The following is a 12,348-nucleotide window of genomic DNA, read 5'->3' on the forward strand; positions in this document are numbered from 1 at the left end:
GCTCCGGACGGCGATCAGATCGTCCAGGTGTCGTTTCCGGTGAGCAGCTTCTGCAGGTCGGCGGGCTTGGCCTGCTCGGCCTGGGTGACCTGCTCGCGGGCGAGGTCGTCGTAGGTCGGCCGGGTCGTGTTGCGGAAGATGCCGGTGATGGCCGGGTTGAGGTCCTGACCGCCCAGGCGCGAGAGCGCGAAGGCCAGCGACGGGTCCTCCCGCTCGGCGTCGTGCACCACGACCTGCCGCGAGTCCACTTCGGACAGCTTGGCCACGCGCAGCCCCTCGGGCCCCTGCACCACGCCGTACTGCTCGTCCTCGGGTCCGAAGGTGATCGGCTCGCCGTGCTGCAGGGTGACGATGCGGCGTTCCTTCTCGTCGTTGTCCTTGAGGACGTCGAAGGCGCCGTCGTTGAAGATCGGGCAGTTCTGGTAGATCTCGACCAGCGCGCTGCCCCGGTGCTCGGCGGCGGCCTTGAGCGTGGCGGTGACGTTGGCGCGATCGGAGTCGATCACCCGCGCCACGAACGACGCCTCGGCGCCCAACGCCAGCGAGACCGGGTTGAACGGGTGGTCCAGCGAACCGGCCGGGGTGGACTTGGTGACCTTGCCGACCTCGCTCGTCGGCGAGTACTGACCCTTGGTCAGCCCGTAGATCCGGTTGTTGAACAGCAGGATCTTCAGGTTCACGTTGCGGCGCAGCGCGTGGATGAGGTGGTTGCCGCCGATCGACAGCGCGTCGCCGTCACCGGTGACCACCCACACCGACAGGTCCGGCCGCGAGGTCGCCAGACCGGTCGCGATGGCCGGGGCGCGTCCGTGGATGGAGTGCATCCCGTAGGTGTTCATGTAGTACGGGAACCGGGAGGAACACCCGATGCCCGAGACGAACACGATGTTCTCCCGCTTGAGCCCCAACGAGGGCAGGAAGCTCTGGACCGCGTTGAGCACGACGTAGTCGCCGCACCCCGGGCACCAGCGCACCTCCTGATCGGACTTGAAGTCCTTGGCCTTCTGCGGCGCATCAGCGGCCGGCACCCCGGCCAGCCCGCCGAGAGACGGCATTCCCAGCTCGGTGGCGGTCACGCGGACACCCCCTGCACGACGTCGTTGAGCACGTTCTGGAGTTCTTCGGCCTGGAAGGGCAGGCCGGCGACCTTGGTGTAGGACTGCACGTCGACGAGGTAGCGGGCGCGCAGCAGCATCGCCAGCTGGCCGAGGTTCATCTCGGGCACGATGACCTTGTCGTAGCCGCGCAGGACCTCACCGAGGTTGGCGGGCATCGGGTTGAGGTGGCGCAGGTGGGCGCTGGCGACCTGGAGCCCCTGCGCGCGCACCCGGCGGCAGGCCGCTCCGATCGGGCCGAACGACGAGCCCCAGCCCAGCACCAGCACCTTCGCCTCGCCCGAGGGGTCGTCGACGGTGATGTCCGGGACGCTGATGCCGTCGATCTTGCGCTGCCGCAACCGGGTCATGTGGTCGTGGTTGTCCGGGTCGTAGGAGATGTTGCCCTTGCCGTCGGCCTTCTCCAGACCGCCGACCCGGTGCTCCAGCCCGGGCGTTCCCGGCACGGCCCACTCGCGGGCGAGGGTCTCCTCGTCGCGCACGTAGGGCCAGAACTCGCCGGAGCCGTCGGTGGCGTTGGGTTCGGTCGCGAACTCCACGCTCAGGTCCGGCAGGTTCGCCACGTCCGGGATCAGCCACGGCTCGGAGCCGTTGGCGATCGCCCCGTCCGACAGCAGCAGCACCGGGGTCCGGTACTGCAGCGCGATCCGGGCCGCGTCCAGCGCGATCTCGAAGCAGTCCGCGGGAGAGCAGGGCGCCAGCACCGGCACCGGCGACTCGCCGTTGCGGCCGTAGAGCGCCTGCAGCAGGTCGGCCTGCTCGGTCTTGGTCGGCAGGCCAGTCGACGGGCCGCCCCGCTGGATGTCGCACACCAGCAGCGGCAGCTCCAGCGCCACTCCCAGGCCGATGGTCTCCGACTTCAGCGCCAGACCGGGACCGGACGTGGTCGTCACGCCCAGCGAGCCGCCGAAGGAGGCGCCCAGCGCCGCACCGACACCGGCGATCTCGTCCTCGGCCTGGAACGTGGTCACGCCGAAGTTCTTGTGCTTGGCCAGCTCGTGGAGCACGTCCGAGGCCGGGGTGATCGGGTAGGTGCCCAGGAACACCGGCAGCTTGCTGCGCTGACCCGCCGCGACGATCCCGTACGCGAGTGCGGTGTTGCCGGTAATCTGCCGGTAGGTGCCCTCAGGCAGCTTGGCCGGGGCGACCTCGTAGGTGACGGCGAACGACTCGGTCGTCTCGCCGTAGTTCCAGCCCGCCCGGAAGGCGAGCACGTTGGCCTCGGCGATCTCGGGCTTCTTCGCGAACTTCTCCCGCAGGAAGCTCTCGGTGCCCTCGGTCGGCCGGTGGTACATCCACGAGAGCAACCCGAGCGCGAACATGTTCTTGCAGCGCTCGGCGTCCTTCTTGCCCAGCCCGGTCTCGGCCAGCGCGCCCTGGGTCAGGGTGCCCATCTGCACCCGGTGCACGGCGTAGAGGTCGTCGAGGACCTCGCCCTCCAGGGGGTCCGCGTCGTAGCCGACCTTGGTCAGGTTGCGCTTGGTGAACTCGTCGGTGTTGACGATCAGGATCCCACCATGCGGGAGGTCCCCGAGGTTGGCCTTCAACGCCGCCGGGTTCATCGCCACCAGCACGTCCGGCCGATCACCGGGCGTGAGGATGTCGTAGTCGGCGAAGTGCAGCTGGAAGCTCGACACCCCCGGCAACGTGCCGGCGGGGGCCCGGATCTCGGCCGGGAAGTTCGGCAGCGTGGCCAGGTCGTTCCCGAAGGCCGCGGCCTCCGAGGTGAACCGATCGCCGGTCAGCTGCATTCCGTCACCGGAGTCACCGGCGAAGCGAATCACGACCCGGTTGAGCTTGCGGGTCCCGTTCGTCCGGTGTCCGTTCGTCGCGCCCAATTGATCCGTTCCCCTTCAATTGCAGGCAACGTTCGTCCTGTGGCGAACGATACAGGTAGTGGAGTGGTCGCGATCACGGAGTCGATCTTGTCGGTCACCGTGCGCGAGCCCCCGCACGGAACGATCCAGTTCCGGATTCCCGCGCAGGCAGGAGCACCTGTATCGATGGTGCAACCGGCGGATGAACGGACGCTACGGACAGTTGACCGGGAAAACTGTGATCTGCCACACCATCACCCGCTCTCATGATGCGGGAAAACGATCGCTCAACTGGCCGATGCCCAGCGGGGTCCGGGTCGGATTACATCTCAGGCCGGACCACCCGTCCGGTCGAGCCCGCCCGTGGAGGAACACACCATGCCGCTGCACCCGGAAGCCGAACCGTTCGTCGCACGAGCCCGGGAGCAGTTTCCCGATCTCGGCGGTGAGGTCACCGATGCCGCGACCGCCCGCAGGCTCTCCGCCGCGCGCAGCTCGCGACGGCCGCGCCCGGAGGTCGAGCGCACCGAGGACCGGCTGATCCCGGGTTCCTACGGCGTGGAGGTGCCGGTGCGGATCCACTGGCCGAGCACCGCGACCGCGCTGCCGGTGATCGTCTACTTCCACGGCGGCGGCTGGGTGCTCGGCGACCTGGACTCCCACGACGGCCTGGCGCGCACGATGGCCAACGCCGCGGAGGCGATCGTGATCTCGGTCGACTACCGGCTCGCCCCCGAGCACCGCTACCCCGCCGCCGTCGAGGACGCCTACTCCGCCACGGTGTGGGCGGCCGAGCACGCGGCCGAGCTGGGCGGCGACGCCACCAGGCTCGTCGTGGCCGGTGACAGCGCCGGCGGCAATCTCGCCGCGGTCACCGCTCTGCAGTGCCAGGAGCGCGGAACCCCGGACCTGGCCTTCCAGCTGCTGATCTACCCGATCACCGACCACGACTTCACCACCGAGTCCTACGTGGACAGCAGCCTGGACTGCATGCTCACCAAGCAGCACATGACGTGGTTCTGGGACGAGTACGCCCCGGACCTGGAAGTCCGCGACCACCCGCACGCCTCCCCGCTGCGCGCCGACGACCTCACCGGCCTGCCGCCCGCGCACGTGCTCACCGTCGGCATGGATCCGCTGCGCACCGAGGGCCGCCGCTACGCCGAGCGGCTCAAGGAGGCCGGCGTGCCGACCTCCACCCAGCACTGCCCCGGCCTGTTCCACGGCTTCGCCCCGGACTCCGAGCAGATCCCGGTGGCGGCGGAGGCGATGCGAGAGCTCTTCGCGGTGCTGCGCGCCGCGCTCGGCTAGCGCACCAGCGCCTCGGGTGGTGCGGTGGGAACGAGAACGGGACACCGCAGACGGGGGTGGGCCAGGTGGCCGATGAGGTCGATGTCGTGGTGGTCGGGATGGGTCCGGGCGGCGAGGACGTGGCCGCCCGGCTCGGCCGGGCCGGGTTGTCGGTGGTCGGAGTCGAATCGCGGCTGGTCGGCGGCGAGTGCCCGTACTACGCGTGCATCCCGACCAAGATCATGGTCCGGGCCGCCGACGCCCTCGGCGAAGCGCGCCGGGTACCCGAGCTGGCGGGCTCGGCGACGGTCCGGCCCGACTGGTCCCCGGTGGCCACCCGGATCCGCGACGAGGCCACGACCGGGTGGAACGACGAGATCGCGGTCCGCCGGTTCGAAGCCACCGGCGGCAGGCTGGTGCGCGGCGTCGGCCGCATCACCGCCCCCGGGGAGGTCACCGTCGGCGATCAGGTGCTGCGCGCCCGGCGCGGCATCGTGCTCAACCCGGGCACCGAACCGGCGATCCCGCCGATCGAGGGCCTGGCGGGCACGCCGTACTGGACCAACCGCGAGGTCGTGTCGATCGAGCAGCTCCCGGACTCGCTGATCGTGCTGGGCGGCGGACCCGTGGGCCTGGAGTTCGCGCAGGTCTTCGCCCGCTTCGGCTGCGAGGTGACGGTGCTGGAGGCACGACCGCAGCTGCTGCCGCTCGCCGAGCCCGAGGCCGCCGAGGTCGTCACCGACCGGCTGCTGGCCGAGGGCGTGCACGTGCGGGTCGGCAGCACCGTGCGGAAGGTCCGCCACGACGGGACCTCGGGATTCGGTGTGACCACCGACGGCGAGGAGTTCGAGGCCGAGCGCCTGCTGGTCGCCACCGGCAGGCGCACCGACCTGCGCGCGCTGGGCGTGGCGGCGGTCGGGCTCGACGACGCGGCGCGCACCATCGAGGTCGACTCGCGGATGCGGGCGGCCGAGGGCGTCTGGGCGATCGGCGACGTGACCGGCCACGGCGCCTTCACCCACACCTCGGTCTACCAGTCGCGGATCGCCGCGGCCGACATCCTCGGGTTGCCGGGCGCCCCGGCCGACTACCGGGCGATGCCGTCGGTGACCTTCACCGACCCGGAGGTCGCGACGGTCGGCCTCACCGAGACCCAAGCGCTGGCCGAGCACGACCGGGTCCGCACGGCGGTGTCCCAGCTCCCGGTCTCCACCAGGGGTTTCATCCACAAGGTGGGCAACGAGGGCCTGATCAAGCTCGTCGCCGACGGCGATCGCGGAGTGCTGGTGGGCGCGACGGTCGCGGGACCGTCCGGCGGCGAGATCCTCGGCGCGCTGGCCGTCGCGGTGCACGCCGAGGTCCCGATCGCGCTCCTCGCCGAGATGATCTTCGCGTACCCGACCTTCCACCGGGCCATCGAACCCGCCCTCGACGAGCTGCTGCAGCCCTGAGGGCACTCGACTTCCTAGTCGCGGGCCGCGCCCCTGTTGCGCTTGCGCTCGTACATGTCCTGGTCGGCGGCGTGCAGGAGTTGTTCGCGGCCGACCCGCGGGTCGGTGGTGATGGCGTGGCCGACGCTGGTGCGCAGCGGCAGGGTCCGGTCGCCGATGGTCACCCAGGTGTTGAGGCGCTGCTCGATGCGGTCCCGCAACGAGGCGGCCTCGGCCGCGTCCTCGACGATCGTCATCACCACGAACTCGTCGCCACCGACGCGAGCCACCGCGTCGCCGCTCCGCACGGCGTTCTGCAGCGCTTCGGCGGCCGCGACGATGATCTTGTCGCCGACCAGGTGGCCGTAGCGGTCGTTGAACGGCTTGAGCTCGTCGAGGTCGGCGACCACGACCACCATCATCTCGTCGCCTCGGGCGAGCCGCTTGAGGCCCAGGTCCATCAGGTCGGCCAGCAGCGTGCGGTTGGCCAGTCCGGTGAGCGGATCGTGCAGCGCCAGCTGCGCCAGGTGGGCGTCGGCGACGCGGCGTTCACCACGTCGTCGTACTGGCTGACCACGAACGCCGGCTCACCGCTGGCGTCGGGCACCGCGGTGGCGCGGATCAGCATCCAGATCGGGTGGCCGTGCTTGTGCCGGTACCGCTTCTCGATGCTGACGCTCTCCACGACACCGTGGACCAGGTCATCCAGCAGCGCCGGTCCCCGGTCGTCCTCCTCCTCGAAGGTGATGTCGCTGAAGTGCATGCCGATCAGCTCTTCGCGGGAGTAGCCGAGCATCTCGCAGAGCGTGTCGTTGACCTCGGTCCAGCGCCCCTTGAGGCTCAGCAGCGCCATGCCGATCGGAGCGTTGGCGAAGCTGCGCTGCCACAGCAGTTCGGCCTCGCGGCGACGGGTGATGTCCTGGCTCTGGGACAGGAAGCTGACGGGCTCGCCGTGCTCGTCGCGGATGAAGGTTCGCGACACCAGCGCCCAGATCACGGTGCCGTCCGAGCGGATGTAGCGCTTCTCCAGCGGCTCGTCCGCCTCCTGCGGCCCGTCGGGGTCGATGTCGTCCGGGTGCGTGACGCTGCGGTAGTCGTGCCCGATCAGCTCATCGCTCCGATACCCCAGCATTCGGCAGAAGGCGGCGTTGACGTGCAGGTACTTGCCCTGCAAGTCGAGGATCGCCATGGCTGCGGCCGCCTGTTCGAACAGCGGCTGCCAGGGCGCGGCGGCCTCGCCGCCCGGCTCCGAGGGGGTGGACATAACGAGACGCACGATAGCCGCCGCGCATCGCCCACGCATGGACGACGGAACGGGCAGCGCCGCGTAGGCCCGTGAACACGGTGCGTTACGATCCGGCCACCGATCCAGTCGAGCGCGGAGCGTGTGCAATGGCGGGAACTTCGGTGGGGCGGGCCGTCGACCAGATCCGGCGGATGATGCGCAGTCAGGAACTGCTTCCAGGACAGCCGTTGCGGCAGGAGGCGCTGGCCGAGCGGCTGGGCGTGAGCCGGGTGCCGATCCGGGAGGCGCTCAAGTCGCTGGAGGCCGAGGGCGTCGTGCGCCACCGGCCGAACGTGGGCTACACGGTGACCCGGTTGTCGGCCGACGAGCTGCAGCAGTCCTACCTGATGCGCGCTGCGCTGGAATCCACGGTGCTGCGCCGGATCTCGCGGCTCAGCGACGCCCGGCTGATCGAGCTCGACGAGCTCAACCGGGGCATCGAGGCCGCGGCGGAGGCCACCGACGTGCTGCGGATGACCGAGCTCAACCACGACTTCCACTTCGTGATCTTCCGCAGTTCGGGGCTGGACCTGATCGTCGACGAGATCGAGCGAATATGGAAGATGACCGAGCCCTACCGCTCGGTCCACCTCTACGACCGGACCGCCCGGCGAAGGCTGGTGAGCGAGCACCGGATGCTCATCGATGCCCTGAGGAAGGGCGAGACCGCCACCGCCATCTCCATCCTGGACGCCCACCGCGACCACCCGGCGCCCCACTCCCCCGGCGCCGTGCTCCCCGCCCCGCGCTGAACCTCACGAACGGCGCTCGATCGAGTCGATGCGGGCGGCGATGCCGTCGAGCACCCGGCGCAGCCCGTACTCGAACGGGACGTCGGATTTGCGGGGACGGCGTTCGGCCATCGCGCTCAGCACCTCGACCACGGTCGGGAAGCGCTCCTGCTGCCCGAAGTCGACCAGCATCTCGGCGCTGACCATCTTCGCCTCCCCGGAGCGTTCCGGCACGAACGGTGCGCTGCCGCGCACGAATCCGTTGACCAGCAGCACGGTGTTGAGCATCTCGGCGGGGGCGAGCCCGGTTCCGCGCAGCGCCGCCAGCCCGGCCTCCAGGTAGGCGACCTCGTTCGGGCCCATCACGCGCGGCCTGGTCACCAGCGTCAGCGCCCACGGATGCCGTTCGAAGACGCTCACGTTGGCGCGCGCCCACGTCTCCATCGCGCTGCGCCACCCGGTGCGCCTGCCGATCTCCGGCGGCGCCCCGATCGCGGTGTCGAGCATGAGGCAGATCAGGTCGTCCTTGCTCGGCACGTAGCGGTAGAGCGACATGGTGCCGGCGCCGAGCTCGGCGGCGAGGCGTTGCATCGACAGCGCTTCCAGGCCCTCCGCGTCGGCGAGTCGCACCGCCTCGTCCACGATGCGCTGGAGGCTGAGTGTGGGTTTCGGCCCGCGCGGTGCCCGGCTGGTGTCGCCCCAGAGCAGCTGCACCCCGCTGGACTGGACGTCTCGATCGCTCATCGCGGTCCACCTCGTGCTCGACGTAGGCGTCTTCGTCGCGCGTAGAGGTTACGCCGAACGGGTTGCGCTCCCGCCGTTGCGCGTGTCCACCGGTACTCCGCGAAATCCGGTTCGGCGGCATCACCCCCAGCCGATGCCGCCGAACCGCCCCGACCCCGTCGCAGCGCAATCCCCTATTGCGTGCGGTGTACGCATATTAGCGCACGCTCACAGCCGGACGCCATCGCGTTTCCCGCCCGGATCACAGCAACTCCACCGGGACGTCGACGTGCCGCGCGCGCAGGAACTCCCCGACGGCCTTGCCGATCGGGTCCACGCGCAGGTTGCTGGACCCGCCGGTCCCGAGCAGTCCCCGCAGCACGAAGTGCACGGCGCGCAGGTTCGGGAACTCGTGGCGGACGATCTCCAGGTCCTTGGCCTCGGGCATCAGCCTGCGCAGCTCCTCGGTGGTGAGCAGGCTCCGCAACCACGGCCAGGCCGCCGGATCCGACACCCACAGCCCGACGTTGCTGTTGCCTCCCTTGTCGCCGGACCGGGCGTGCGCGAGACGCCCCAGCGGCACCCGCCGCGTGTCGCCCGATTCGCGCGCGGGCGGTTCGGGATGCGCGGGCTGGAACGACTCTTCCGTCGTCGCGGGCGGTTCCACGTCGATCCGGGTCCCGTCGTCGAGCACCGCGATGTGCTCGACGGCGGCCATGTCGAGCAGCGCCGGCCAGTAGTCGACGCGGGTGCTGGGCGTCGCCGCCTGCCGGGCCGCGGTGTCGGTGAAGAACCCCGGAACGCTGGACAGGCAGCTCGCCGATCCCGGAAACCAAGCGCTGCAGCGGTTCTCGCTCGGACGCGGTGGCCATGATCCGCACCTGGGCGGTGGCGTCCCACTGCCGCTGCGGGTCCTCGGCGACCGTGCCGAGCGCGGAGACGTCCAGTTCGGCCTCGGCGCCGGCCAGCAGGGCCTCGGCCTGCTCGCGGATCAGCGCGACCTTGGCATCGATGTCGAGCCCGGTGACGTAGAGCGCGGTGACGATCTGGTGCCCGATCGGCGCGAACAGGGCGACCTTCGTGGTGGGCGGAGGCGGCGACCCGGTCGCTCCCGACAGCTCCACCCGGTCCGGCCCGATCTGCCGCAGCCGCAGGTCGTCGAGGTGCGCGGTCACGTCGGGGTTGAGGTAGCGCGGGCCCTGGATCTCGTAGACCAGCTGCGCCGTCACGGTGTCGGTGGTGACCGCGCCGCCGTCGGCGGCGTGCTTGGTGATGACGGTGGTGCCGTCGTCGGCGATCTCGGCGATCGGGAAACCCGGTGCCACCGCACCAGGGATCGCGGTGAACCCGGAGAAGTTGCCGCCGGTGGCGTGCGGGCCGCACTCGATGATGTGCCCGGCGACCACGGACGCGGCCAGCCGGTCGAAGTCGGTGCGGGACCACTCGTGCCACCACGCGGCGGGCCCGGCGGTCAGCGAGGCGTCGGTGACCCGCCCGCACACCACGATGTCGGCCCCGGCCCGCAGCGCCGCGGTGATGCCCCAACCGCCGAGGTAGGCGTTGGCCGCGACCGGGCTCCCCCGCCACGATTCGAGGGGCTCACCGGTGTCCATGCTCGCCAGGTCGTGGCCACCGGCCTGCAACTCCGCCAGCCGCGGCAGCACGTTGTCGCCCTCGACGTGGGCGACGCGCAGGTCCGCTCCGGCCTCCGCGACGAGCGCGCGGGTGGCCTCGGCCAGCCCGGCGGGGTTGAACCCGCCGGCGTTGACCACGACGCGCACCCCGCGCTCGGCGATCGCCGACAGGTGCGGTTCGAGCTGCGTCAAGAAGTACTCGACGTAACCCCGCGAGGGATCGCTGCGGTGCCGCGCCGAGAGCATCGCCAGGGTGAACTCGGCGAGGTAGTCACCGATGAGCACGTCGACCGGATCGCCGGCCATCGCCTCGTCGAGCGCGCTGCGCCGGTCCCCCAGATAACCCGAGAACCCTGCGATTCGAATCGGCCTGGCCATAGATCCCACCTCATCCGGGGTCGGCGAACTCCTCGGTGACGCTAGGCACAGTGAGGCGACGAGCACAACCGTGCGACCGGGGCCCGATCTTGACTGCGCCGGGCACGGCCCTTAACGTTCGCTAAGGCGCCGCTGCGCACGGTTTCCCGCTGCTGCGCGCGGTTTTCACGACCTTCCTGGAGGAAACCCCGTGTCGACAGCAGAGCGGATCAGCTGCACCATCACCGATGGCGTGGCCGACGTGCGGCTGAACCGCCCCGACAAGCTCAACGCCCTGGACCTGGCGATGTTCGAGGAGCTGGTCACCACCGGTGAGCGGCTGCGCGGGGACTCCGGGGTGCGCGCGGTCGTGCTCTCCGGCGAGGGGCGCGGGTTCTGCGCCGGTCTGGACTTCAGCGTGTTCGGCGAGATGGCGGACGGCACGGCGCCGCCGCGCCTGGAGACCGGCGGACCGGCCAAGGCCCTCGCGCAGCAGGCGGTGCACATCTGGACGCTGATGCCGCAGCCGGTGATCGCCGCGGTGCACGGCGTGGCCTTCGGCGGCGGCCTACAGATCGCGCTCGGCGCCGACATCAGGCTGGTCGCCCCCGACGCCCGGCTGTCGGTGCTGGAGATCAAGTGGGGCATCAACCCCGACATGACCGGAACCCAGGTGCTCCCGGAACTCGTGGGGCGCGACGTGGCCAAGGAGCTGACGTTCACGGGCCGCGTCGTCGAGGGCGAGGAGGCCGCGGCCCTGCGCCTGGCCACCCGCGTGGAAACCGATCCGCACGCGGCCGCGCTCGCGCTCGCGCGCGAGATCGCGGGCAAGAGCCCGGAAGCGATCCGCGAGTCCAAGCGCCTGCTGGACCTGGCCGGTCGGGTCTCGCTCGACGAGGGCTTCGAGGCCGAGCAGGTCGCGATCCACTCCCTCATCGGCACCCCGAACCAGCTCGAAGCGATCTCGGCGAACTTGGAGAAGCGCCCCCCGAAGTTCACCGACCCCGCCTAGGAGCTGTTAGGAACGCGGGTCCAGATCGCGGGCTGCGGCGTCCTGCACGGCGTGCGCGACCGCGGCCAGCGCGGGTGAGTCGAGCTTCCACTGCTGCCAGAACAGCGGGACGTCCACGCCCCGGTCCGGTGCGATGTCGACCAGCGCGCCGGATCGCAGCAGCGGTTCGGCCTGCACGCGCGGCACCATCCCCCAGCCGAGGCCGACCACGATGGCCTCGACGAAGCCCTCCGAGGAGGGCACGAAGTGCCGGGCACCGCCCGCCCCTCGGCCCCGGGTGACCTTGCGGGCGAAGGCGTCCTGCAGGTCGTCGTGCTGGTCGAAGATCAGCACCGGGACCTCGTCGAGCACCTGCTTGAGGGTGCGCCGCTCCTGATGGCGCGGTGCCGCGCAGGCGAGGTATCGCATGTGCCCGAGCCTGCGCACCGAGCAGCCCTGCACGGGATCGGGCGTCGAGGTCACCGCCGCCATCACGCGCCCCTCGCGGAGGAGGGTCGTGGTGTGCCCCTCGTCGGCCCGGTGCAGTTCGAAGCAGACCCCGAGCTCGTCGGGAACACCGGCCAGCGCGGGGACGAACCAGGTGCTCAGCGAGTCCGCGTTGACCGCGATGGGCAGGGTGTTCGGGGCGCCGCTGCCGGACATGCCGAGGTCGGCTCCGACGTCCTGCTCCATCCGCGCCAGCTGCCGCGCGAACCGGACCACCACCTGCCCGGACTCGGTGAGCTGCACCGGTTTGCTGCGGATCAGCAGGACCCGTCCGGTGCGCTGCTCCAGCGCTTTCACGCGCTGGCTTACGGCCGACGGCGTCACGTGCAGCGCGGCCGCCGCGGCGTCCAAGGTGCCGCCGTCGACCACGGCCAGCAGCGTCCGCACGTGCTCCAGGGGCAGATCGAGGTTCACTCCTCCTAATGGTAGTTAAGAATCATTAGCTGTACTGTCCCGCGCCTCCTCCCT

The 12,348-nt window shown here is 70.8% G+C and carries 10 protein-coding genes and 1 pseudogene; 4 read left to right on the top strand and 7 right to left on the bottom strand.

From position 1 onward, the window contains the following. Positions 1–14: 14 nt before the first annotated feature. Positions 15–1,076 carry a 2-oxoacid:ferredoxin oxidoreductase subunit beta gene (locus tag REH65_RS04520; protein ID WP_406691407.1) on the bottom strand — a complete coding sequence of 354 codons (1,062 nt, stop codon included), beginning with the start codon at positions 1,074–1,076 and terminating at the stop codon, positions 15–17. Continuing rightward, on the bottom strand, positions 1,073–2,953 hold the full coding sequence (locus REH65_RS04525; protein ID WP_406691408.1) for a 2-oxoacid:acceptor oxidoreductase subunit alpha: 1,881 nt from the start codon (positions 2,951–2,953) through the stop codon (positions 1,073–1,075). Before REH65_RS04525 ends, REH65_RS04520 begins: the two co-directional genes overlap by 4 nt. A gap of 357 nt (positions 2,954–3,310) precedes the next feature. On the opposite strand from REH65_RS04525, the gene REH65_RS04530 reads away from it, so the two are divergent. Together REH65_RS04530 and REH65_RS04535 are read left to right on the top strand one after the other, a co-directional pair. Continuing rightward, complete coding sequence (locus tag REH65_RS04530) at positions 3,311–4,243, top strand: alpha/beta hydrolase (RefSeq protein ID WP_406691409.1); 933 nt, start codon at positions 3,311–3,313, stop codon at positions 4,241–4,243. A 65-nt stretch (positions 4,244–4,308) separates the two neighbouring features. Then, positions 4,309–5,673: a dihydrolipoyl dehydrogenase family protein gene (locus REH65_RS04535; RefSeq protein ID WP_406691410.1), complete on the top strand. Its 1,365-nt coding sequence runs from the start codon at positions 4,309–4,311 to the stop codon at positions 5,671–5,673. A gap of 14 nt (positions 5,674–5,687) precedes the next feature. Here REH65_RS04535 and REH65_RS04540 read toward each other — a convergent pair whose 3' ends face one another. After that, positions 5,688–6,179, bottom strand: a complete 492-nt coding sequence (locus REH65_RS04540) for a GGDEF domain-containing protein (protein ID WP_406693083.1) — start codon at positions 6,177–6,179, stop codon at positions 5,688–5,690. Then, positions 6,113–6,916 (bottom strand): PAS domain-containing protein, encoded by an 804-nt coding sequence (locus tag REH65_RS04545; RefSeq protein WP_406691411.1) that lies wholly within the window; start codon positions 6,914–6,916, stop codon positions 6,113–6,115. The genes REH65_RS04540 and REH65_RS04545 overlap by 67 nt, the downstream gene beginning before the upstream one ends. A gap of 128 nt (positions 6,917–7,044) precedes the next feature. Here REH65_RS04545 and REH65_RS04550 point away from each other — a divergent pair, with 128 nt between their 5' ends. Beyond that, positions 7,045–7,689, top strand: a complete 645-nt coding sequence (locus REH65_RS04550) for a GntR family transcriptional regulator (protein WP_281458505.1) — start codon at positions 7,045–7,047, stop codon at positions 7,687–7,689. 3 nt (positions 7,690–7,692) lie between these two features. Here REH65_RS04550 and REH65_RS04555 read toward each other — a convergent pair whose 3' ends face one another. Both REH65_RS04555 and REH65_RS04560 read right to left on the bottom strand, forming a co-directional pair. Further along, entirely contained in the window at positions 7,693–8,412 is a 720-nt protein-coding gene (locus tag REH65_RS04555; protein ID WP_406691412.1) for a TetR/AcrR family transcriptional regulator, read from the bottom strand. A 241-nt stretch (positions 8,413–8,653) separates the two neighbouring features. Beyond that, positions 8,654–10,403, bottom strand: a pseudogene (locus REH65_RS04560) (acyclic terpene utilization AtuA family protein). 190 nt (positions 10,404–10,593) lie between these two features. Between REH65_RS04560 and REH65_RS04565 the strand changes: the two are divergent. Continuing rightward, entirely contained in the window at positions 10,594–11,394 is an 801-nt protein-coding gene (locus tag REH65_RS04565; RefSeq protein WP_406691413.1) for a crotonase/enoyl-CoA hydratase family protein, read from the top strand. 6 nt (positions 11,395–11,400) lie between these two features. Here the strand turns inward: REH65_RS04565 and REH65_RS04570 are convergent, their stop codons facing one another. Then, a complete protein-coding gene (locus REH65_RS04570; protein WP_406691414.1) occupies positions 11,401–12,294 on the bottom strand; it encodes a LysR family transcriptional regulator ArgP in 894 nt (297 codons plus the stop codon). Positions 12,295–12,348: the final 54 nt, after the last annotated feature.

Origin of the sequence: Saccharopolyspora sp. ID03-671 (genome assembly GCF_045278815.1) — a bacterium.
GTDB classification, from domain to species: Bacteria; Actinomycetota; Actinomycetes; order Mycobacteriales; family Pseudonocardiaceae; genus Saccharopolyspora; species Saccharopolyspora ipomoeae.